20 protein-coding genes and 1 riboswitch are annotated in these 24,371 nt (G+C 36.6%); of the genes, 15 read left to right on the forward strand and 5 right to left on the reverse strand.

Annotation, left to right across the window (positions count from 1 at the left end; all coding sequences use genetic code 11):
• Positions 1–11: 11 nt before the first annotated feature.
• On the reverse strand, positions 12–509 hold the full coding sequence (locus HMPREF1052_RS02780; RefSeq protein ID WP_005759393.1) for a hypothetical protein: 498 nt from the start codon (positions 507–509) through the stop codon (positions 12–14).
• A gap of 217 nt (positions 510–726) precedes the next feature.
• Here HMPREF1052_RS02780 and bioA point away from each other — a divergent pair, with 217 nt between their 5' ends.
• The 9 genes from bioA (at position 727) to qatD (ending at position 10,486) form a co-directional block, all read left to right on the forward strand.
• On the forward strand, positions 727–2,019 hold the full coding sequence (gene bioA, locus HMPREF1052_RS02785) for an adenosylmethionine--8-amino-7-oxononanoate transaminase (RefSeq protein WP_005759419.1): 1,293 nt from the start codon (positions 727–729) through the stop codon (positions 2,017–2,019).
• The gene (gene bioF, locus HMPREF1052_RS02790) at positions 2,019–3,191 is read left to right on the forward strand and encodes an 8-amino-7-oxononanoate synthase (RefSeq protein WP_005759449.1); all 1,173 of its coding nucleotides are present in this window, start codon (positions 2,019–2,021) and stop codon (positions 3,189–3,191) included. The genes bioA and bioF overlap by 1 nt, the downstream gene beginning before the upstream one ends.
• On the forward strand, positions 3,188–3,826 hold the full coding sequence (locus HMPREF1052_RS02795; protein WP_005759423.1) for a DUF452 family protein: 639 nt from the start codon (positions 3,188–3,190) through the stop codon (positions 3,824–3,826). Before bioF ends, HMPREF1052_RS02795 begins: the two co-directional genes overlap by 4 nt.
• Positions 3,820–4,560 (forward strand): malonyl-ACP O-methyltransferase BioC, encoded by a 741-nt coding sequence (gene bioC / locus HMPREF1052_RS02800; RefSeq protein ID WP_005759455.1) that lies wholly within the window; start codon positions 3,820–3,822, stop codon positions 4,558–4,560. The genes HMPREF1052_RS02795 and bioC overlap by 7 nt, the downstream gene beginning before the upstream one ends.
• Positions 4,557–5,204 (forward strand): dethiobiotin synthase, encoded by a 648-nt coding sequence (gene bioD, locus HMPREF1052_RS02805; protein ID WP_005759438.1) that lies wholly within the window; start codon positions 4,557–4,559, stop codon positions 5,202–5,204. Before bioC ends, bioD begins: the two co-directional genes overlap by 4 nt.
• 727 nt (positions 5,205–5,931) lie before the next feature.
• Positions 5,932–7,698: a KAP family P-loop NTPase fold protein gene (locus HMPREF1052_RS02810; protein WP_005759395.1), complete on the forward strand. Its 1,767-nt coding sequence runs from the start codon at positions 5,932–5,934 to the stop codon at positions 7,696–7,698.
• Between the two features lie 3 nt (positions 7,699–7,701).
• Entirely contained in the window at positions 7,702–8,442 is a 741-nt protein-coding gene (locus HMPREF1052_RS02815; RefSeq protein ID WP_005759403.1) for a hypothetical protein, read from the forward strand.
• Complete coding sequence (gene qatC / locus HMPREF1052_RS02820) at positions 8,442–9,758, forward strand: Qat anti-phage system QueC-like protein QatC (protein WP_005759466.1); 1,317 nt, start codon at positions 8,442–8,444, stop codon at positions 9,756–9,758. The genes HMPREF1052_RS02815 and qatC overlap by 1 nt, the downstream gene beginning before the upstream one ends.
• Positions 9,755–10,486 carry a Qat anti-phage system TatD family nuclease QatD gene (gene qatD / locus HMPREF1052_RS02825; protein WP_005759427.1) on the forward strand — a complete coding sequence of 244 codons (732 nt, stop codon included), beginning with the start codon at positions 9,755–9,757 and terminating at the stop codon, positions 10,484–10,486. Before qatC ends, qatD begins: the two co-directional genes overlap by 4 nt.
• Positions 10,487–10,737: 251 nt before the next feature.
• On the opposite strand, the gene HMPREF1052_RS02830 is transcribed toward qatD, so the two are convergent.
• A complete protein-coding gene (locus tag HMPREF1052_RS02830) occupies positions 10,738–11,226 on the reverse strand; it encodes a single-stranded DNA-binding protein (protein ID WP_005759399.1) in 489 nt (162 codons plus the stop codon).
• Positions 11,227–11,396: 170 nt separating this feature from the next.
• Here HMPREF1052_RS02830 and uvrA point away from each other — a divergent pair, with 170 nt between their 5' ends.
• The 6 genes from uvrA to mreD all read left to right on the forward strand — a co-directional run bounded on the left by uvrA (position 11,397) and on the right by mreD (position 21,126).
• Positions 11,397–14,228, forward strand: a complete 2,832-nt coding sequence (uvrA, locus tag HMPREF1052_RS02835; protein WP_005759470.1) for an excinuclease ABC subunit UvrA — start codon at positions 11,397–11,399, stop codon at positions 14,226–14,228.
• A gap of 217 nt (positions 14,229–14,445) precedes the next feature.
• Positions 14,446–15,561, forward strand: coding sequence for a NapC/NirT family cytochrome c (locus tag HMPREF1052_RS02840; RefSeq protein ID WP_005759412.1), 1,116 nt, complete (start codon positions 14,446–14,448; stop codon positions 15,559–15,561).
• 12 nt (positions 15,562–15,573) lie between these two features.
• Positions 15,574–15,716: riboswitch (molybdenum cofactor riboswitch) on the forward strand.
• 44 nt (positions 15,717–15,760) lie between these two features.
• A complete protein-coding gene (torA, locus tag HMPREF1052_RS02845; RefSeq protein ID WP_005759391.1) occupies positions 15,761–18,241 on the forward strand; it encodes a trimethylamine-N-oxide reductase TorA in 2,481 nt (826 codons plus the stop codon).
• Between the two features lie 208 nt (positions 18,242–18,449).
• Entirely contained in the window at positions 18,450–19,502 is a 1,053-nt protein-coding gene (locus HMPREF1052_RS02850) for a rod shape-determining protein (RefSeq protein ID WP_005759473.1), read from the forward strand.
• 80 nt (positions 19,503–19,582) lie between these two features.
• Complete coding sequence (mreC, locus tag HMPREF1052_RS02855; protein ID WP_005759460.1) at positions 19,583–20,638, forward strand: rod shape-determining protein MreC; 1,056 nt, start codon at positions 19,583–19,585, stop codon at positions 20,636–20,638.
• On the forward strand, positions 20,638–21,126 hold the full coding sequence (gene mreD / locus HMPREF1052_RS02860) for a rod shape-determining protein MreD (protein ID WP_005759422.1): 489 nt from the start codon (positions 20,638–20,640) through the stop codon (positions 21,124–21,126). Before mreC ends, mreD begins: the two co-directional genes overlap by 1 nt.
• A 51-nt stretch (positions 21,127–21,177) precedes the next feature.
• Here mreD and leuD read toward each other — a convergent pair whose 3' ends face one another.
• The 3 genes from leuD to leuB all read right to left on the reverse strand — a co-directional run bounded on the left by leuD (position 21,178) and on the right by leuB (position 24,363).
• A complete protein-coding gene (gene leuD / locus HMPREF1052_RS02865; RefSeq protein WP_005759414.1) occupies positions 21,178–21,780 on the reverse strand; it encodes a 3-isopropylmalate dehydratase small subunit in 603 nt (200 codons plus the stop codon).
• A gap of 11 nt (positions 21,781–21,791) precedes the next feature.
• Positions 21,792–23,201, reverse strand: a complete 1,410-nt coding sequence (gene leuC / locus HMPREF1052_RS02870) for a 3-isopropylmalate dehydratase large subunit (RefSeq protein ID WP_005759442.1) — start codon at positions 23,199–23,201, stop codon at positions 21,792–21,794.
• An 85-nt stretch (positions 23,202–23,286) separates the two neighbouring features.
• Positions 23,287–24,363 (reverse strand): 3-isopropylmalate dehydrogenase, encoded by a 1,077-nt coding sequence (gene leuB / locus HMPREF1052_RS02875; RefSeq protein ID WP_005759409.1) that lies wholly within the window; start codon positions 24,361–24,363, stop codon positions 23,287–23,289.
• Positions 24,364–24,371 lie beyond the last annotated feature (8 nt).

Genomic DNA, 24,371 nt, shown 5'->3' on the forward strand with positions numbered 1-24,371 from the left:
CTTATCTATTCTTACTCAAGAGGTTTCAATCGCCATTCAGAACGTCTGAAAAATCCTCGCTTTATTATCCGCTTATGTAATTCAACTTCTTTCCGCTCAATAATTCCTTTCTTATACAGTTCTTTCAATACGCGAGCAACAGCTAATTCATGTTCTCTTTGGGGTAGAGGATAATTTTTGCCAGTGTCTAATTCCAACGCCGCATCTGTAATAAAGTATAATGTTTTCCAACTATCACTTTGTTTGAATACTCTTGCAACCAACAATTGAAGATTTTGCTTAAACAATCGAGGTTTTATTAGCCTTGAAACATTAAATTGTGTTTTGATTTGCCTTAAATCGAAATTGGGTTCAATGTATATCAAGGTATTCTCAAAACAAAGTATTTTATCCTCTAAATCTGATTTCTGTTGTTTTAACTGATCAAGTTGATGTTCAAGAATCGCTTTTTCTTTATAGCTACTTTCGATTAATTTGGTAAGTTGAGAAATAAGGTGGGATTCTGCCATAATAAAAATCTCCATTGAGTTAAACTTTCAATGGAGATTTTAGTATTTTCAAGCGGTTAGGTCTTTGTGCAACTGCTACATAATACCGAAAATTTTATCCGCACTTTTTATATGCAGAATTTGTAATATTAAAATACCAATAAAAAACAACGATAATGAATCAGAATGTAGTTAATGATATGATCAATAAGCTGATTTTTAACTTTGAGAATGAATTATGTTTAGTGAGGAATTGTTAAAATTAGATCAACAACATATTTGGCATCCTTATTCTTCAACGATAATGCCAAGTCCAGTTTATCCTGTGGAACGTGCCGATGGTGTGATGATTACCTTAAAAGATGGGAGGCAGCTAATTGATGGAATGTCCTCTTGGTGGGCGGCATTACACGGCTATAATCACCCTCGTTTGAATGCGGCAGCACATAAGCAACTTGAAAAAATGAGCCATATTATGTTTGGTGGCTTTACGCATGATGCGGCTGGTGAATTAACGCAATTATTATTGGGTATTTTACCACAAGGGTTAGATCAGATTTTTTATGCGGATAGTGGTTCTGTTGCTGTAGAAGTTGCGATGAAAATGGCAGTGCAATATCAGCATGCTAAAGGTCATCCAAATAAATATAAATTTGCTACAATTCGTTCAGGTTATCATGGCGATACCTGGCATGCGATGTCCGTATGTGATCCTATCACTGGAATGCATAGCCTGTTTCAGCAAAGTTTACCGATTCAATTTTTCCTACCTCAACCTAGTGTTACTTTTGATCAACCTTGGAATGCAAAGGCGATTCAACCTTTGGCTGAGTTATTGGAACAACATCATCAAGATATCGCAGCATTAATTTTAGAGCCTGTCGTACAAGGTGCTGGTGGTATGTATTTTTATTCACCAGAATATTTACGCCAAGCGCAGATACTTTGTCAGCAATATGATGTATTGTTAATTTTTGACGAAATTGCTACAGGTTTTGGGCGAACAGGTAAATTATTTGCAGCAGAATTTGCACAAATCACTCCCGATATTATGTGTATTGGTAAAGCATTGACAGGCGGTTATCTCACACTTTCAGCTACTATTACAAGCAAAGCTATTGCAGATATGATTTGTCAAAGCGAGGCAAAATGCTTTATGCATGGACCAACGTTTATGGCGAATCCGCTTGCTTGTGCAATTGCTACAGAATCCATACGCTTATTATTGGAAAGTGATTGGCAAACGAATATTCAACGCATTGAACAGCAATTACGCCGAGAATTACAGCCAGCATCCCAACTTTCATATGTAAAAGATGTACGTGTTTTAGGGGCAATTGGGGTGATTGAGCTTGATCGTCCAGTAAATTTAAGCACTTTACAACCAAAATTTGTTGAACAAGGCATTTGGCTACGTCCATTTAATCGTTTGGTTTATGTGATGCCTCCATTTATCATTCAACCTGACCAATTACATCAACTGACAACGGGCATGATTAAGGTTATTAAAGCTGAATTTGGGGAACAATAATGTATTCATTTTTTACACAGCGTTTAAGCCAATTACAACAACAAGGACAGTTTCGTTGTTTAACGAGTTTGCAACACTCAGGGAAATGGGTGGAAAAGTGCGGTCAAAAAATGCTAAATTTTTCATCAAATGATTATTTAGGTTTGGCAAGCGACTATTCACTTTATACAGAATTTATGCAGCAACAAGCTGAATCACCACAACCTCTCACCTCTTCTTCATCACGTTTATTAACAGGTAATTTCCCTATCTACCAAGCTTTGGAAGAACGTATTGCACAGCAATTCGGACGAGAAAGTGCATTATTATTTAATAGTGGTTATCATGCTAATATTGGTATTTTGCCCGCTGTGGCAGATAAAAATACGCTGATTTTAGCAGATAAATTAGTCCACGCCAGCTTGATTGATGGTATTCGCTTATGCGAAGCAAAATTTATTCGCTATCGTCATAATGATATGGAGCATTTAGCTCAATTATTAGCGAAAAATGCACCGCACTTTGAGCGTTTAATTGTGGTGACAGAAAGCCTATTTAGTATGGACGGAGATATCGCTGATTTGCCTCAATTAGTGCGTTTCAAACAACAATATTCTCATTTAATGCTCTACGTCGATGAGGCACATGCTATCGGTGCTTATGGCGAAAAAGGGCTTGGTATGGCAGAGATTTTTCAATGTATTCCTCATATTGATTTTCTTGTTGGAACTCTTGGCAAAGCCATGGCATCAATGGGGGCTTATGTAGTTTGCGACCAGTTGATTAAAGATTATCTTATCAACTTTATGCGCCCTTTAATTTTTTCTACGGCGTTACCGCCAATAAATATCGCTTGGACGCATTTCTTGTTTGGCAAATTGGAGGAATTAAAACCGAAACGTCAGCATTTAGCTAAACTCGCTCAGCATTTACGTGATCAACTCAACCAATTTTCTATTTTGCCTATTCCATCACAAAGTGGCATTGTGCCTTTTATTATTGGAGATAATCAACGCACTGTTGATATGGCATTAAACTTACAAAAAAATGGCTTTTATTGTTTGCCTATTCGTCCACCAACAGTGCCTAAAGGAACTGCACGTATTCGTCTTTCAGTCACAGCAGATATGACGTTGCAAGAAATTGATGAACTTATTTTAAATTTAAAATCTATGGTAAAAAATCAAAAATGAAAACCACATTTATCAATCAACAAGGTGAACATTTAATCCTGTATTTTGCGGGCTGGGGAGCACCCATTGAGTTGGTGTCTCATTTAATTTTACCTGAAAATCATGATTTGCTAATTTGTTCTGATTACCGAAATTTAGACTTTAATGTTGATTTAACGCATTATCAAAATATGTATTTAGTGGCTTGGTCAATGGGCGTCTGGGTGGCGGAGCAAGTAATTGATTTTAAACTTAAATCGGCTACAGCTATTAATGGCACAAGCCATCCTAGACATAATCAATGGGGCATTCCTGAAGTTATTTTTGATGGTACGTTAGCAAGTTTGGATGCTGATAATTATCAAAAATTTGTGCGACGTATTTGTGGCAATAGAACTAATTTACAACATTATTTAGCACATCCTCAACGGGATTTTGTGGAAATTAAACAAGAATTAGAATGTTTAGCCAAATTTTTGCCATCATCTAAACCTTCGCAGTTTAGCTGGACAAAAGCCATTATTGGTGAACAAGATCGTATTTTCCCCGTTGATAATCAGTTAGATTTTTGGCAACAGAAAAATGTGTCTATACATTTACTAGAAGCACCTCATTACTTATTTGCCCAATATCAAAGTTGGAATGAATTATGCTAGACAAAGCTAAAATTAAGCAATGTTTTAGTCAAGCAATGGCAAATTATGACCAAAATGCTCAGGCTCAACAACAGATTAATGCTCATCTTGTGCAATTGCTAGCCACATCTTCATTTTCAAAGGTATTAGAAGTGGGCTGTGGTACAGGCGATTTAACAAGACGAATGGCACAACAACACCATATTTCCCATTGGACATTAAATGATCTTTGCGATAGTCGTTCATATTTTGATTTTCTACCGTCAAACCAATGGGAATTTTGTCAAGGCGATATTGAACAACAAGATTTTGAACAGTCTTTTGACTTAATTATTAGTGCATCTGTGGTGCAATGGTTGAAGGATAAAGAAGGTTTTTTGCAACGTTGTCAACAATGGTTGAAGCCAAAAGGATTGTTATTATTTAGTAGTTTTTTATCGGATAATTTACCAGAAATTCAAAAAATTACAGGTGTACATTTAAACTATCCAACGGCTTCTCAATGGCAACAATGGTTAGCACCATATTTTGATTGTTTAAAATGGCAGCAAGGCTCAATTAAGCTGCATTTCCCCCATCCAATTAACGTATTGCAGCACTTAAAAAATACTGGTGTTACTGCGACCAGTCAAAAGGGATGGACAAAGGGAAAATTACAGCGATTTTGCCAACAATATTCCCATCAATTTCAAGAACCACAAGGCGTCACACTGACTTATTCGCCTTTTTATGCTTTGGTAAGGAGAACAAAATGACAGCTCAAATTTATTTTGTATCAGGTATTGATACCGATATTGGTAAGACAGTGGTTACAGGTTGGCTTGCAAAAAGATTTGCACAACAAGGCAAAAAAGTGATCACTCAAAAAATGATACAAACAGGCTGTGTTGATTATTCTACTGATATTCAAACACATCGACAAATTCAAGGTATAGAGATGACATCATTTGATAAGGATGGCACCACTTGTCCTTATTTATTTGCCTATCCTTGTTCGCCCCATCTTGCTGCACAGCTTGAACAAAAACCAATTGATCCAAATTTTATTCAAAAATCCACCGCACTTTTAGCCGAACACTACGATATTGTCTTACTAGAAGGGGCGGGGGGGTTAGCTGTCCCTTATAATGATACTGAAATTACCTTGGATTATTTAACTCAACAACGCTACCCAGTGATTTTGGTGACATCAGGCAGATTAGGCAGTATTAATCACACAATATTAAGTTTGCTTGCTTGCCGACAATTAAAAATTGAAGTCGCAATGGTGGTATTCAATAATTATCCTAACCTAGATGAACTGATTACAGACAATACTAAAGATTACTTACAGCGCTATTTACAGACACATTTCCCAGTAACAGAGTGGTTAGAAGTTGGCGAGATCGAAGTTTGTTAAATCTATTATAAAATTCCCACGGAATTTCATATGTGTTTTAACATTGGTGAATGTTTTTAGCAGAGATTATTTTTGCCGCACACTAAACTATCAGTCTATTGAGTTGTTGATTGCTGTTAGATACTGAGTAAAGTGCGGTAAGATTTTTAAAAATTTTACCGCACTTACATCATTAGATAAAATCCCCGAATAATAAGCAGGGGAATCTTGGAAATTAATATGATGAATTAGAATGGTTGTTTCTATTTTATAGTAAAATGTAAACTATAAAGGTATTTAAAATCAAATAATTAAGTGCTTATTCTTCACTTTTCAATCTGGATTGTGTAAAAATAAAGTATAAAAAGATTAGATTTCGGATTTTATTTTTACACAATATGCTTGCTATGAGATACCAAGTTGGCAATGTTTATCGATAAAATCATTGAAAGAAGGAAAAACTAGTAGGTTTATAGTAGAAATTATCATGTTCAACTCTATAAGAGGCATTGCTAAATTTGAGTATGCTGTTTTTTTACGCTTATTGATTATAGTAGTTTAATCTGTTTATCTGTTTATCTGTTTTATTCCACTTTCATCCCTTTTCCTAATATCTTTTAATTTCGATAACTCATCCACCAATCTTGATACTTTCTATATACTTATCATTATAAAAACATTAAAAATTCTTGTTGAAAAATGTGTTAGTATTATAAAGGTCTATATTTTTATAAATGAGGGTGATTTAATGTGGTCAGATACTGAGTCTAAAGAAGACTATCTTAATTTTGGTGAGGTATCCCAAATTGTTACTGAAATATTGGAAACAGACGCGATGCTTCCAGTTTCTATTGGTATTTTTGGGAACTGGGGGGCTGGAAAATCATCTTTATTGAATTTGATTGAGCAAGAAATCAACCAAGATGAATGGATTGTGATTAAATTTGATGCTTGGCTTTATCAAGGATTTGATGATGCTAGGGCAGCACTTTTAGAAGTCATTGCAAGCCATTTAGTTCAGGCTGCCAAAGATGAAGAAACCATTTGGAAAAAATCTAAAAATTTATTTGCAAGAATTGATGGTTTGCGTCTGTTTGGTTTAATGGCTGAAGGTGTTGCTTTTGCGGCAGGAATGCCAACTTTTGGCTTAATTCCCAAAACAGTTGAAACAGTAAAGAATTCATTGGATGGTATTCAGGATGAAGCAGAAAGCAAACAAGTTGTGGAGGTAGGAAAAGAAATTGTTGATTCAGGCAAAAATCTGATTAAATCCAAAGAAAAACAAACACCACCACAGCAAATTGATGCATTTAGAAAAGAATATGGCGAAATATTACAGGATTTAGGCAAAAAGCTAGTTATTGTGATTGATAATCTTGACCGTTGCCTGCCTGCTAATGCTATTCAAACATTGGAGGCGATTCGTTTATTTTTATTCTTAAATCGTACTGCTTTTATTATTGCGGCTGATGAGGAGATGATTCGCCATTCTGTTGCAGAGCATTATAAAGATTTGTCATATCGTCATCAAATTGATTACTTGGATAAATTAATTCAAATTCCCATTCGTGTACCCAAAGCAGGTGTGCTTGAAATTCGTGCATATTTGTATATGCTACACGCCATTCATCAAAAATTATCTACCGAAACATTAGAAAACTTACGCCAATTTTTAGAAAACCATTTGCAACAATCTTGGCAAAATCAATCCTTAAAGCCAGAACAAGTAGCTGAAACTATTGGAGAGCAAAATAATCAAGCTCTATTGGCAGATTTTGAGCGAGCGAACAGAATAGCCCCTTTATTGGCAAATTCGCCAAACATTCACGGTAATCCTAGAATTGTAAAACGAATTTTAAATACTATTAAAATGCGAGCCAAAATTTCAGATAAGCGTCAAATGCCATTAGATGAAGCGATTATTACCAAATTGGTAATTTTTGAGCGATGTGTGGATTCTGATACAGTAATAAAATTTTATCAGCTTATCAATGAAAAAGAGGGCAAACCTGAATTATTAAAAGAGCTGGAAAATAACAATGAGCAAAATTTATCAATACTCTCTGAAAATAAACCCATTCAAACATTTATCAAAGAATGGGTAAAATTAGAGCCCAAATTATCTGATCTTGATTTGCGAGCGGCAATTTATTTATCCAGAGAAACCATACCGCTAAATACTTATACTGCTCAACTTTCTCAAAAAGCCCAAGATGCTTTAAGCATTTTACTTACAACCACAACAATAACAGGTTCTCAATATACCCAAAATGCCATTCAACAATTAACGACAGATGAACAAATCTCTGTTATGGAATCCTTAATTGAACAATTAAGAAAAGTGGATAATTGGGATAAAAGTCCAAATGGTTTTACAGGGGCTTGTTTGTTGGCGGAAAATTCAAAAGATGGTGCAAAAATTTTAAACCGTTTTATTGTTGGATTGAAAAATAAAGGTATTAACTATCCGTGGTTAAACAAAAGATTAAAAAGCAAAACTTTGTATCAGGAGTAATCAATGGGTACTTCACAATCTAGCGTAGGACCAAATGGTCGTTCCCCTCTATTACCTGCTTGGGTTGATGACAGCCAAGCATTGCCACAAACATCAGAACCGCAACGATTAAAAGGCTTCCGCCAAGCAATAGGTAGGGCTGTACAAGGCGGTGGGCGTGAGGATGTGCGTAAAGCGCTCGGTCATTACGCTCAAAAAGCCAGTGGTGGTAAACATACAGCCGTACAAAAGCTGGGAAAAATTACCCAAGCAGGTTCGGGCTTATTTGGTATTTTTTCAGGCAGCCAGCAGCAAGAATATTCGGTTAATTTAAATAGTTTAAATGGTCAGCCTTGCGATGCAGTTATCAATCAAATTACCGAACTTTTGGCTGGACATCACGGAGATTCAGACAAAATTCGTTCTGCGATAAATGTGGCGTTATCAGAAGCATTAGAAGGAATGACGACTTTTGATGAAAATAGTATTACTGTTGAAGTCATTGGTAAAATGATGGTTTGTTATTTAACTGAAAGCATTTTTCTGCAAATTGTACACGATGCGGGCAAGGCTTGGAAAAAAGGTGATAGTCCTGTGCAAATTGCCGAAGCGGAAAATGCTTTACGACAACTCATTCGTGAAGTGGTTGATATTACGCTTGCTCCCAAGGTTACAGATGATATTTGCCAGCTAACAACCGAACAAATGCAAGAAATTCAAAATCAAGCCATTTTGGAAATTTGGGAAGAATGGGAGAATTATTGATGACTCAATTAGTTTTTCATCACGATATTGAACAATTAAAAAATCTACCAAACGGTGTAATACCTGTTCATTTGTATGGAGTAGGCAACAAAAAACTACAAATTGCTAACATTGGTAATAAGGTTTTGGATGAAGTAAAAAGATTGGGTATTGAGCCCAGTGATGTCGTAATGGATTTTTTGACGATTGCTTTGGCAGTTACGGCAGCAGATACTTTTGTTTTGCGAAAAGATGCTGCAAATGGTTGGTGTCGTTCTTTATCCATTACTTTACCTTTGTGCCAGCCTGATATTTGGCAAGCAAACAAAACTCATTTAGAGCAAATTTTACATTTTCTAAGTGGTGATATTTGGCAATTTAATTTTCAGGCAGGAGGGAAATTACCACCGCAGCCCCATAAATTAAATAGCAGAGCTAAATTGGTGGATCTGAGAAATAAAGACTGCATTTGCTTATTTTCTGGTGGTTTGGATTCAGCGATTGGGGCGGTTGATTTACTAGAACAGGGTTATTCACCTGTACTGGTTAGTCATTCTTATAAAGGCGATAAATCACGCCAGCAAATGATTATTGAAAAATTTAACCAAAGTCGTTATGCCAATCAATTTTCCCAATTTAATGCAATTGCACAGCCACATTTAAACAATGGTAGGACGACTGAAATCACAATGCGAACCAGAAGTTTAAATTTCTTGGCATTTGCAGTTGTATCAGCTTATGCATTACAGGAAGTTGTGCAAGAAGAGATTGATATTTTCGTGCCTGAAAATGGAGTGATTTCAATCAATGCACCTTTAACGCCACGCAGAGTAGGTACTTTGAGTACTCGTACTACGCACCCTTATTTTATTCAAGAATTACAAAAATTGTTCACTGCAGTCAATATTCCTTTTACTTTAAAAAATCCTTATCAATTTAAAACCAAAGGACAAATGATAGCAGAATGTGCAAATTTACCATTATTACAACAAATTATCCCCGATACTGTTTCGTGTAGTCATTGGAAACGCAAAAACCAACAATGCGGAGTTTGTGTTCCTTGCCTGATTCGTAGAGCGTCATTGCATTATGCTGGCATCACTAATGATGCTGAATATGAGTTCAATGACATTCGGCAAATCTTGACACATCAGGATAGAAAAGATGATTTATTTGCTTTAATGAGCGCTATTGGTCAAAAAAAACATCGTAATATAAATCAATGGGTTTTACAAAGTGGCTCATTACCTGCTCAACAATTAAATCAGTTTGCAGATGTTTTTAGGAATGGCTTAAATGAAGTGGAACAACTTTTAATAGTGAATCAAATATTATGATGGATATGCATTGTCATTTGGATTTATATCCTAATCCACAATATGTTATAAAACGATGTCAAGATGAAAATCTTTATGTCTTATCAGTAACAACTACACCAAAAGCGTGGTATGGCACAAATTTATTGGCAAAAGATTGCTCTCGTATTCGTACTGCCTTGGGATTGCATCCCCAACTGGCTCACGAGCGTTGGCAGGAATTGGAATTGTTTGATGCATTATTAAATCAAACTCGTTATGTGGGTGAGATTGGATTGGATGGGGGAAAAGAGTTTAAAGTACATTGGGAAACTCAATTAAAAGTTTTTCGTCATATTTTAAGAAGCTCGGCAAAAGCTGGTGGAAAAATATTAAGTATACATTCTATAATGAGTGCAAATGCTGTATTAGATGAATTAAGTCAAGTAAATGGCAATTTGCCAATTCTTCATTGGTTTTCAGGTACAAAGCAACAATTAAAACGAGCGGTTGAAATGGGTTGCTATTTTTCAGTTGGACCTGCAATGTTAAGTAGTAAAAAGGGGTATGATTTAGCTCAACTTATGCCAATAGAAAAAATATTAATTGAAACTGATGGACCTTTTGGGAATTTTAAAACACAAGCTTTATTCCCTTGGAATGCTAATATTGCCATTGCAATATTGGCAGATATGTGGAGGATGAATATTTTAGAAACTGAAAATATATTGAGACAAAATCTCTTTAGCTTAGTTTCAAAACATATATAACCTATAAAGTGGAATAAAAATCAGGCAGTCCTGTTTCTTTATTAATCAATAAAGGAAAGCGTTCTCCATTTGTGAAAATAACGGTTTCTAATTTATACATGGCGTCTAAATTTACATAAAAATTATATATAAATACTATCAAGTATGGCGTTTGTTGTCAAAATAAATGTAAAAAAAGAAAGAGCCTTGTTTTAAAAGACTCTTTCCTATTATTTGCTTGCTTATTTTGACAAATTCAAGTTATATGTAATTCAGAATGGAATGTCATCATCGAATGCATCTACAACAGGCTCTGGCGTAGCAGCCGGCTTACTTGCTGGTTGGGCTGCACGAGGTTGTGCTTGATAGCCAGAATTACCAGCATTAAAGTTATTTGCAGCAGGTGCAAAATCACCACCTTGTTGACCACGAGCTCCTAACATTTGTAATACATCGCCTTGGATTTCAGTGGTGTAACGATCTTGACCGTTTTGATCTTGCCATTTACGTGTTTTTAATTTTCCTTCAACATAAACAAGCGAGCCTTTACGTAAGTATTCGCCAGCAACTTCAGCTTGACGGCGAAAGAAAACGATACGGTGCCATTCAGTAACTTCACGACGTTCGCCAGTGTTTCTATCGTTCCAGCTTTCACTTGTTGCAACGCTAATATTTGCTACTGCATCACCATTCGGCATGGTACGCATTTCGGGATCATTACCTAAGTGACCCACGATAATTACTTTATTAATTCCAGCCATAATTTCCTCTAATTTATCATTGTTTATATTGTTTCAAAATTTAAAAGTGCGGTTATTTTGCCTGAAATTAGGAAAAAGATCTATAAAATTTCACTGGATATTTTAACAGTTTATAAAATATGCGATAATGCTCGCAATTTGAAAAATTTTTAAGCAGTAATTAGGAATTTATGGACGTTATCGATATACGTGGGGCTCGTACTCACAATCTTAAAAATATCAATTTAATTATTCCTCGCGATAAACTTATTGTTATTACAGGGCTTTCTGGTTCAGGAAAGTCTTCACTTGCATTTGATACGCTTTATGCAGAGGGGCAACGCCGTTATGTGGAATCATTGTCTGCATATGCTCGTCAATTTTTGTCTTTAATGGAGAAACCCGATGTAGATCATATTGAAGGGTTGTCTCCAGCTATTTCTATTGAGCAAAAATCTACTTCTCACAACCCTCGCTCAACAGTGGGCACAATTACTGAAATTCACGATTATCTTCGTTTATTATTTGCTCGCGTTGGTGAACCTCGTTGTCCAGAGCATAATGTGCCTCTAACTGCACAAACTATTTCGCAAATGGTGGATAAAGTTTTATCAATGCCAGAAGGCAGTAAAATGATGTTACTCGCCCCAGTGGTAAAAGCACGTAAAGGTGAACATGTCAAAGTATTAGAAAATATTGCGGTTCAAGGTTATATTCGAGCTCGTATTGATGGTGAAATTTGTGATTTATCCGATCCGCCTAAATTAGAATTACAGAAAAAACATAGCATTGAAGTGGTGGTAGATCGTTTTAAAGTGCGTTCAGATCTGGCAACTCGTTTAGCCGAATCATTTGAAACTGCCCTTGAATTGTCTGGTGGTACTGCTATTGTCGCAGATATGGATGATCCAAAAAAAGAAGAGTTGGTCTTCTCTGCAAATTTTGCCTGTCCGCATTGTGGTTATTCTGTTCCCGAATTAGAACCTCATTTATTTTCTTTTAATAATCCAGCAGGTGCTTGCCCAACTTGTGATGGTTTAGGGGTTCAGCAATATTTTGATGAAAAACGAGTAGTGCAAAACCCAAGTGTTTCCCTGGCTAGTGGTGCAGTAAAAGGTTGGGATAGACGTAATTTCTATTATTATCAAATGTTAACTTCTTTAGCTGAACATTATCATTTTGATATTGAAGCACCTTATGAGTCTTTAGCAAAGAATATTCAAAATATCATTATGAATGGTTCGGCCAAAGAAGAAATTGAATTCAAATATATGAATGACCGTGGAGATGTAGTTGTGCGTCGTCATCCATTTGAAGGCATTTTGAATAATATGGCTCGCCGTTATAAAGAAACTGAGTCGATGTCTGTACGTGAAGAATTAGCTAAAAATATTAGTAATCGTCCTTGTGTGGATTGTGGCGGTTCACGCTTACGCCTCGAAGCACGTCATGTTTATATTGGTCAAACGAATTTGCCTGATTTATCAGAAATGAGCATTGGTGAAGCTTATAGTTTTTTTGAGAAAATGGCGCTAGCAGGGCAAAAAGCTCAAATTGCAGAAAAAATTCTTAAAGAGATCAAAGAACGTTTATCTTTTTTAGTGAATGTTGGTTTGAATTATTTATCGTTATCTCGTTCGGCAGAAACGTTATCTGGTGGTGAAGCACAACGTATTCGTCTTGCAAGCCAAATTGGTGCAGGTTTAGTCGGGGTAATGTATGTGCTTGATGAACCATCAATTGGTTTGCATCAGCGTGATAATGAACGCTTACTAAATACGTTAATTCACTTACGTAATCTTGGAAATACGGTGATTGTTGTAGAGCATGATGAGGACGCTATCCGCCTTGCAGATCATATCATTGATATTGGACCAGGTGCAGGAGTGCATGGTGGTTCTGTGATTGCAGAAGGCACTGCCGAGCAGATAATGAAAAATCCAAATTCTATTACCGGTAAGTTTCTCTCTGGAGCTGAAAAGATCGAAATTCCTAAAAAACGTACCGCAGTTGATAAAGATAAATTCTTACGCTTATATGGTGCAACAGGAAATAATCTGAAAAATGTTAATTTAGAACTACCCGTGGGATTATTTACTTGTATTACAGGTGTTTCTGGTTCAGGTAAATCTACATTAATTAATGATACTTTATTTCCCATTGCACAAAATGTGTTGAATCGTGCCGATAACATTGAACATGCCCCTTATAAATCTATTGAGGGGTTAGGGTTCTTTGATAAAGTCATCAATATTGACCAAAGCCCTATTGGTCGTACGCCACGTTCAAATCCTGCCACTTATACAGGCTTATTTACACCTATTCGTGAGTTATTCTCTGGCGTGCCTGAAGCACGTGCACGAGGTTATAATCCTGGTCGTTTTAGCTTTAATGTGCGCGGAGGCCGCTGTGAAGCCTGTCAAGGTGATGGTGTAATTAAAGTGGAAATGCATTTTTTACCTGATGTATATGTACCTTGTGATCAATGCAAAGGAAAACGTTATAACCGTGAAACTTTGGAGATCCGTTATAAAGGTAAAACTATTCATCAAGTGTTAGATATGACAGTGGAAGAGGCAAGAGAATTCTTTGATGCGATTCCAATGATTGCTCGTAAATTACAAACCTTAATAGATGTTGGTCTGTCTTATATCCGTTTAGGTCAATCATCCACAACCCTTTCTGGTGGTGAAGCTCAACGTGTGAAACTTGCTACGGAATTATCTAAACGAGATACTGGCAAAACCCTTTATATCTTAGATGAACCAACCACAGGTTTACATTTTGCGGATATTAAACAATTACTCGAAGTATTGCATCGACTACGTGATCAAGGTAATACCATTGTGGTGATTGAACACAATTTAGATGTTATTAAAACGGCAGACTGGATCGTTGATTTAGGTCCAGAAGGCGGTAATGGTGGTGGCCAAATTATTGCTACAGGTACCCCAGAACAACTTGCTAAATCGACGAGTTCGCATACTGCAAGATTCCTTAAACCAATACTTGAAAAAAATTAACTAAAATCTGACCGCACTTCTAGGTAAATTTGGAGTGCGGTTGTTTTTTAAGCTTTATTTGATTTAAAACAAATAAAGCTTTTTTTAATCAAAGCTAAAACCCTTCAGTTGCTTTTATTGATTGCTTCATTTGATTAATTCACTATACTAAAAAATATTTGACTAACTATAATTAGTTAATTTTTATATATTTTTTTATATAGCGATGGAGTGTTGTATGTCAGAACGTAAAAAGATTTCTTGGTTGTGGGGATTATTGTTATTAGTGATTGGTGCAGTATTGCTGTTCACCACACAATACATTATGAAAGCAACAAGTTCGCAAGAGTTTTGTTTAAGTTGTCACTCAATGGAACAACCCCATGCGGAATATGAAGGAACAGTGCATTTTACTAATGCAAAAGGTATTCGTGCTGAATGTTCAGATTGCCATGTTCCCCATGATGGAATCGCATACGTAAAAGCAAAAATTGTAGCTCTCAAAGATGTGTGGTACACCATGACTGGCAAGCTCTCTGATCAAGATGCTTTCGAAAAACATCGTTTAGAAATGGCTCAAAAAGTTTGGGAAGATATGAAAGCTAATGATTCAGCCACTTGTAAATCTTGTCATAGTTTTGATGCTATGGTGCTTTCAGATCAGAAAGAAGCTGCACAAAAAATGCATAAGTTAGCACAAGAAACAAATCAAACTTGTATTGATTGCCATAAAGGTATTGCACATTTTATGCCTGATATTCCAGTAGATAATGCAGCTGCAGGGGAATTAACTAAACACGCTGGACAATTTTCAGTAAGTGATAAAGTTTTATATAGTTTAGCAATGAGTCCAGCGCAGTTAGCTCAAGGTGGAGATTTGCGTTTAATGCCTTATGCTGAATTAACTAATTGGAAAGAAGATGGAGATAAAATCACTGCAACTATCAATGGATGGCAACAAGTAGGTGCAGAAGGCATTGTTTATATGGATTTAGGAAAACGTATTAACGTTGCTTTATTAGGTGATGAAGTTAAAGATAAATTAAATGTGGCTAAAACTGTTCATGATGATGTGACCAATTCAGATTGGAAACAAGTGGATTTTGAAGTAACGATTGCGAAAAGTGCGGTAACTTCTGATATAAATTCTTTAAATAGCTTTGGTAATAATTTAAATCAAACACATTGTAGTGGTTGTCATGCAGCAATTAGTGCAGACCACTATACTGCCAATCAATGGATTGGTGTTGTAAATTCAATGAAAGATCGTACTTCAATGAGTGCTGATGATGTACGTGCTGTGACTATTTATTTACAACGTAATGGCAAAGATATGGTAAAAAATAGCCATTAATATTCAGATTTAATAATATCTGGACTCCGAGCTTGTATTCCTAAGTTTAGTTTTTTAAATATGGAAGCAAAGCCTGAATAAGTTTTCTTGTTCACAGGATAGTAGAGAAATTTGCTATCCCCTCGTATTTAGAAAGGTGTCCTTGGGGCTTATAAGCAGTTATAAGCCTTAATTCAACTTGCTCAATAGTGAGGTAAACATGAAAACTCAAGACAAAATCAATGTCAAACGACGTGACTTTCTTAAAAATTCTTCTCTAGGGATTGCTGGTGCATCTTTAGCTAGTACTGGTGTAGTTGGATCTTTAGTATCTATGCCAGCCCAAGCGGCTGAAAGTAGCACAGTAGTGACCGCTGCACATTGGGGACCACTAGGTGTGGTTGTCGAAAATGGTAAAGTCGTTAAGTCTGGTCCTGCTATTCCTGCACCTATCGAAAACGAATTACAATCTGTAGTTGCAGAGCAACTTTATAGTGAAACTCGTGTTAAATATCCAATGGTGCGTAAAGGCTATTTAGAGGGGAATAAAGATACTACTTTACGTGGTCATGATGAATGGGTTCAAGTGTCTTGGGATAAAGCATTTGAATTAGTTGCGGGCGAAATGAAACGTGTGCGTGAAGCTAATGGACCAAGTGGTATTTTCGCAGGCTCTTATGGTTGGTATAGTTCAGGTGCATTACATGCTTGCCGTACTCTTCTTCATCGTTATATGAATGTAACAGGTGGCTTTGTTGGCACTAAAGGTGACTATTCAACAGGTGCTGCTCAAGTTATTATGCCTCACGTATTGGGTACTATTGAAGTTTATGAACAACAAACTTCTTGGGAAACTATTCTAGAAACAACAGATACTATTGTGTTATGGAGTGCTAACCCATTAACTACAATGCGTATTGCTTGGACATCTACAGACCAAAAAGGTATTGAATACTTCAAGAAATTTAAAGAAACAGGTAAACGCATTATTTGTATTGACCCTGTTCGTAGTGAAACTTGTGAATACTTAGGCGCCGAATGGGTCCCTGTTAATACAGCTACTGACGTCCCATTAATGTTAGGTATAGCTCATACTTTAGTTACTGAGAAAAAACATGATGTTGAATTCTTGAAGAAATATACGAAAGGTTATGAGAAATTTGAAGAATACCTATTAGGTAAAACAGATAAACAACCAAAAGATGCTGATTGGGCAGCTAAAATTACAGGTGTTCCTGCTGAAACTATTAAAAAATTAGCCCTAGACTTTTCGAGCAAACGCACTATGTTAATGGGTGGTTGGGGTATGCAACGTCAACGTCACGGAGAACAATCTCACTGGATGTTAGTGACATTAGCTGCAATGCTTGGTCAAATTGGCTTGCCTGGCGGTGGTTTTGGTTTAAGTTACCATTATTCAAATGGTGGTGTGCCAACGACAACAGGTGGTATTCTCGGCTCAATTTCTGCTACACCAGCAGGTGGTGAAGCAGGTGCAAAAACATGGTTAGATGAAACTTCTAAATTATCATTCCCATTGGCACGTTTATCTGAAGCATTATTAAATCCAGGTAAAAAAATTCAATACAATGGCACAGAAGTTACTTATCCTGATATCAAATTAATCTATTGGGCGGGTGGTAATCCATTTGTTCACCATCAAGATACCAACACTATGGTTAAAGCATGGCAAAAACCAGAAACTATCATTGTCAATGAAGTTAACTGGACACCTACAGCTCGTATGGCGGATATTGTTCTCCCTGCAACAACAAGTTATGAACGTAATGACTTAACTATGTCTGGTGATTATTCTATGATGAATATTTTCCCTATGAAGAAAGTTGTTGAACCTCAATTTGAAGCTAAAAGTGACTATGATATTTTTGCTGAATTAGCGAAACGTGCAGGTGTTGAAAAAGAATTTACTGAAGGTAAATCTGAAATGGATTGGTTAAAAGGTTTTTATCAAACTGCATTTGATGCAGCACGTAAAAATCGTGTCATCATGCCTAAATTTGAAAAATTCTGGGAAGATAACAAACCTCTTACTTTCGAAGCAAATGAGAAAGCAAAAAAATGGGTGCGTTATGAAGAGTTCCGAAATGATCCATTACTCAACCCTTTAGGCACACCATCAGGCAAAATTGAAATTTTCTCAGATGTTGTTGCAAAAATGAATTATGATGATTGTAAAGGTCACCCAACTTGGATGGAACCTGAAGAGTATGCGGGTAAAGCTACAGAAGCTGAACCTTTGGCATTAGTGACACCACATCCATACTATCGTTTACATAGCCAATTGGCACATACTTCATTACGTCAAAAATATGCAGTAAAAGATCGTGAACCTGTATTAATCCATAAAGATGATGCACAAGCTCGTGGTATTGTTAATGGAGATATTGTTTGTGTATTTAATAAACGAGGACAAATCCTTGCGGGTGCAGTGGTCACTGATGGCATAATTAAAGGTACAGTAGCTGTACATGAAGGGGCTTGGTATGATCCTTTAGATCTCGGTACGGCTGAAAAACCATTATGTAAAAATGGTTGTCCAAACGTATTAACTCGTGATGAAGGTACATCAAAACTTGCTCAAGGTAATTCACCAAATACTTGTAATGTTCAAGTTGAAAAATTCACAGGTGAAGCTCCTGAAGTTACGGTATTTAAACAACCTAAAACTGCAAAGGCTTAGTATTTACTAGTCTTTTATAGCTAATATTATAAATATATATCCCAATCTATCTTTCTAGCTAGGTTGGGATTTTTTATTTTTAGGCCATTTATTATAAATTTCTTTAAAATTCACTGTAAAAAAAGTTGAATTTTTGGTACATTTAGCACAATTTTCTGCAAACTCAGATTAGCATTTTCATTATTTCTTATTTATTAACGGAATTCTTATGTTATTTAAAAAAATTCGTGGTTTATTTTCCAACGATTTATCAATTGATTTAGGTACTGCCAACACATTAATTTATGTAAAAGGTCAAGGTATTGTGCTTGATGAGCCTTCTGTTGTGGCAATTCGCAAAGATCGTATTGGCTCATTAAAAAGTATTATTGCAGTTGGTAAAGATGCCAAAATGATGCTTGGTCGTACTTCAAACAACATTGATGCAATTCGTCCGATGAAAGATGGGGTGATTGCTGATTTCTCTATTACTGAGAAAATGTTACAACATTTTATTAAACAAGTGCATAATGGTAATTTCTTACGTCCAAGCCCACGTGTATTAATTTGTGTACCAGCGGGTGCAACACAAGTTGAACGTCGAGCAATTAAAGAGTCTGCGATTGGTGCGGGGGCTCGTGAAGTTTATTTAATTGAAGAACCTATGGCTGCCGCCATTGGTGCAAAATTACCTGTATCAACGCCAACGGGATCAATGGTAATTGATATTGGTGGTGGTACCACTGAAATTGCCGTGATTGCATTAAATGGTGTCGCTTATTCATCTTCTGTTCGTATTGGTGGGGATCGCTTTGATGAAGCGATTATTGCTTATGTTCGCCGTACATTTGGTTCCATTATTGGTGAAGCTACTGCAGAGCATATTAAACAAGAAATTGGTACAGCATATATTCAAGAAGATGATGAAATTAAAGAATTAGAAGTTTACGGTAGCAACTTAGCAGAAGGTGCTCCTCGTGCATTCCGTTTAACTTCACGAGATGTATTAGAAGCAATTCAACAACCATTAGATGGCATTATTACTGCTATGCGTACAGCTCTTGAAGAATGTAAACCAGAACATGCTGCTGATATTTATGAGCGTGGCATGGTATTAACTGGGGGCGGAGCATTATTACGCAATATTGATGTGTTGCTTTCTAAACAATCGGGTGTTCCTGTTGTGGTTGCTGAAGATCCATTAACTTGTGTCGCTCGTGGTGGCGGTGAAGCACTTGAAATGATTGATAAACATGGTGGTGATGTATTTAGCGAAGACTAATCTGCTAGATGTAGAATAGTTTAAAAGTGCGGTAAAATTGACCGCACTTTTAGTTTAATAACTGGATAATAAAGAATTTTATGAAAGCCATCTTTAGTAAAGCCCCTTCTCTAAACTTACGTATAATATTGGCGGTTATTTGTTCTATTGGTTTGATTTTCTCTGATGGTCAAACAAATACAATGATTAAAGTTCGTAGTGCGATGGATACTGCGGTTGGTGGTTTGTATTATCTTGCTAATACTCCTCGTACTGTGCTTGATAATGTTTCAGATAATTTAGTTGATACTAATAAATTACAAATTGAAAATAAAGTTATAAAAGAACAGCTAAGAGAAAAAAATGCTGATCTACTCTTGTTGGATCAATTAAAAGTCGAAAATCAGCGATTACGTTTATTGCTCAATTCTCCATTACGCACAGATGAATATAAAAAAATTGCTGAAGTACTTACTTCTGAAACCGATGTTTACCGTCAACAAGTAGTGATTAATCAAGGTAATAAAGATGGTGCTTATGTCGGACAGCCTGTTATTGATGAAAAAGGTGTGGTTGGGCAAGTTATTTCTGTGGGAGAAATGGCTAGCCGAGTATTACTCTTAACTGATGTAACCCATTCTATTCCTGTACAAGTATTGCGTAATGATGTGCGTGTTATTGCGAGTGGCGTAGGACGTACTGATGAATTAACATTAGACAATGTGCCTCGTTCCGTAGATATTGTCAAAGGCGATTTGTTAGTAACTTCTGGGTTAGGCGGACGTTTCCCTGAAGGTTATCCTGTGGCTATTGTTGAAAGTGTTTCTCGTGATGGATCTAATTATTTTGCAACCGTGAATGTTAAACCATTAGCCTCATTAGAACGTCTACGCTATGTCTTATTATTATGGCCAGCAGGAGAAGAGTTTCATAAAGCACAAGCTTCGTCACCTGAAGATGTCCGCAAAGTTGTACAACAACGGATTGCTAACAGTGCGACTGATTCAAAGAAAATGCCAGTAACTGAAGATGATAGTAATAAAGCTGTTCAACCTCCAGCTGAAGATAATATGCCTTCTCCTGAAAATCTTCCAGAGATGAATAATAATGACACCTCAGTTGAACCTGAATTAAAAGAACATAGAGAGGAAGATTAATGAAAGGTCACTTTCTAGTGCAATTAATTGTTGTCCTTGCCACTTTTGTGGTGGCATTAGTGTTAGAAATTACACCTTGGCCATCAGGTTTCCATAGTTTTAAACCTTCATGGTTAGTCTTGGTTCTAACCTATTGGATTTTAGCTTTACCTACACGTATTAATATTGGTACTGCATTTTTATCTGGAGTTATTTGGGATGTCGTTCTTGGCACTATTTTAGGTGTACATGCTTTAGTTTTATCTTTGGCGGCTTATTTAGTGGCACGTTACAATCAAATTTTACGTAATTTATCTTTGTGGCAACAAAGTCTATTAATTATTATTTTTATCTTGTTAGTCAGAATTGGCATTTTCTTATTGGAATTATCTATTCATAGTGCGGTATTTAGTTGGAAAGAAATATTTGGAGCATTAATTAGTGCAGCATTATGGCCTTGGGTATTTTTCTTATTAAGAAAAATTCAACATCAGATCAGATTAGATTAAACTTAATAACAAAACGGCTTACATTCAAAATGCAAGCCGTTTTCTATTTAGTTAACGTAAAAATGTTGGAATATTTTTCTCATAATGGGTGATAGCATCTTCGTGTTGAAGTGTTAATCCGATGTTATCCAAACCATTTAATAAACAATGACGACGGAATTCATCTAGTTCAAAGTGATAGACTTTTTCACCAACGGTTACTGTCATTGCTTCTAAATCCACATGAATTTGTTTGCCTTCGTTTGCCCATACCCATTGGAAGATTTCTTCCACTTCTTCCTCTGTTAATTTGATCGGAAGCATATGGTTATTTAAGCTATTATTATAGAAAATATCCGCAAAGCTTGGTGCGATCATCACTTTGAAACCATAGTCTGCTAATGCCCATGGAGCGTGTTCTCGAGATGAACCACAGCCTAAGTTTTTACGAGCAAGTAAAATGGTTGCACCTTGATATTGTGGAAAATTTAATACAAATTCTGGATTTGGTTGCGTTTCTTCTGCATCAAGATAACGCCATTCGTGAAATAAATGCTTGCCAAATCCCACTCTTGTAATTGCTTGTAAAAATTGTTTTGGAATGATTGCATCCGTGTCCACATTGGCGATATCTAAAGGAAGCACTATGCCGGAATGATGTTGAATAGCTGCCATTTATTTGCTCCTTAATTTAATTCAATATTACGAATGTCAACAAATTTACCATACATTGCAGCGGCGGCTGCCATCGCAGGGCTCACTAAGTGAGTGCGACCGTTACGACCTTGGCGACCTTCAAAGTTACGATTTGAGGTAGATGCACAACGTTCCCATTCACCTAAACGGTCATCGTTCATACCTAAACACATTGAGCAACCAGGATTACGCCATTCTGCACCTGCCTCAATAAAAATTTTATCTAAGCCTTCTTGTTCTGCTTGTTCTTTTACTAACCCCGAACCAGGAACAACAAGAACACGTTTAACATTATCTGCTTTTTTACGTCCTTTCATCACTGCCGCTGCTGCACGTAAGTCTTCAATACGAGAGTTTGTACATGAACCGATAAATACTTGATCTACTAGCACATTTTTTAAATCTGTATTGGGTTCCAATCCAATATAAGCTAATGCTTTCTCGGCAGATGCTTTGGTTACTGAATCTGACATATTTTCAGGATCGGGAACTAATTGATCGATACCTATTACTTGACCTGGATTGGTTCCCCAGGTGACTTGAGGCGCAATATCTTTTGCTTCTAAAATTACCACAGAATCAAATACCGCATCATCATCTGACTTTAAGGTTTTCCAATATTCAATTGCATCATTCCAATCTTTACCTTTCGGAGCATATGGACGATCTTTTAAATAGGCAAATGTTGTTTCATCGGGAGCAATTAAACCTGCTTTGGCACCAAATTCAATGGCCATATTGCATACTGTCATTCGACCTTCCATGGAAAGATCTCGAATTGCTTCACCGCAGAATTCCACGACATGCCCAGTACCCCCAGCCATAGTGGTTTTACCAATGATCGCCAATACAATATCTTTTGCTGTAATACCAGGTTTGACTTTACCATGGACTTCGATTTTCATACTTTTTGCACGAGCTTGTTTTAAGGTTTGAGTCGCTAAAACATGTTCAACTTCAGAAGTACCAATACCAAATGCAAGTGCACCAAATGCGCCATGCGTTGCTGTATGTGAGTCACCACAAACAATAGTCATACCTGGTAAAGTTAATCCTTGTTCAGGTCCCATTACATGTACAATACCTTGTTGTTTAGTATTCATATCAAACAATGAAATACCTGTGGTTTTACAATTTTTATCTAGCTCTAAAACTTGAATTTTAGCTTGACCTTCCAATAAATTCACGTCACGCACTTGAGTAGAAATGCTATGGTCCATGGTACCAAACGTTTTACTCACTTGGCGTACCTGACGACCTGCCACACGTAAGCCATCAAAGGCTTGTGGTGAGGTGACTTCGTGAATCAAATGCCGATTAATATAAATAATAGGTGTTTCACCTTCTGTTTCATAAACGACATGTGAGTCGAATAGTTTTTGGTAGAGTGTTTTTGCCATATTTTTATCTCGTTAGATTGTATAATGAGCTTGCTAGCCTTTAATATCATGCTAAAAGTGCGGTCGGATTTGAAAAAATTTTCCTTTAGATCGCATTTGCAATTAATGTGCCCATTTCAGCAGTTGAAATTGGAGCAGAGTGATCGGCTAAATCTCCAGTACGATGACCTGCATTTAATACTTTTTGTACGGCATTTTCGATAGCATCAGCCGCTTCATTTAAGTTAAAGCTGTAACGTAACATCATTGCAGCTGAAAGAATTTGTGCGATGGGATTAGCAATTCCCTTACCCGCAATATCGGGTGCACTACCACCTGCGGGTTCATATAAGCCAAAGCCTTTTTCATTTAAACTGGCTGAAGGTAACATCCCCATTGAACCTGTAATCATTGCTGCCTCATCAGATATAATATCGCCGAAGATATTTGAGCAAAGTAACACATCGAAACTTTCTGGTGCTTTAATTAATTGCATCGTGGCGTTGTCGATATACATATTTTCAACAAGCACTTCAGGGTATTCTTTAGCAACATTAGCCACAGTTTCACGCCATAAAATTGAGCTTTGTAGTACGTTTGCCTTATCTACCGAAGTGACATGTTTTTTGCGTTTCATTGCAGTTTCAAATGCGACACGGGCAATACGTTCAATTTCATATTTGTAATATATTTCAGTGTCGAATGCTCTAGTTTGTGAACCTTCACCCTCACGACCTTTAGGTTGACCAAAGTAGATCCCCCCCGTTAATTCTCGCACGACAACCATATCAAAGCCTTTCTCTGCAATGTCTGAGCGTAATGGGCAGAATTTTTCTAAGCCTTTGTAAAGTGTGGCAGGGCGAAGATTGCAAAACAATTTAAAATGTTTACGCAAGGGTAATAATGCGCCACGTTCTGGCTGTTGAGCTGGTGGTAAATGTGTCCATTTGGGGCCACCTACAGAGCCGAATAAAATGGCATCCGCATTATCACAGCCTTTTAATGTTTCCGTGGGTAATGGCTCGCCCTTTACATCGATTGCCGCACCGCCCACAAGGTAATGGCTGAAGCTTAATTTGAAGTTAAATTTATTTTGTACTTTTTCTAAAACTTTAATTGCTTCAGCCATTACTTCAGGACCGATTCCATCACCTGGAAGTACTGCTATGTTGTATGTTTGCATATTATTTT

Origin of the sequence: Pasteurella bettyae CCUG 2042 (assembly GCF_000262245.1) — a bacterium.
In the GTDB taxonomy this organism is placed as follows: Bacteria; Pseudomonadota; Gammaproteobacteria; order Enterobacterales; family Pasteurellaceae; genus Basfia; species Basfia bettyae.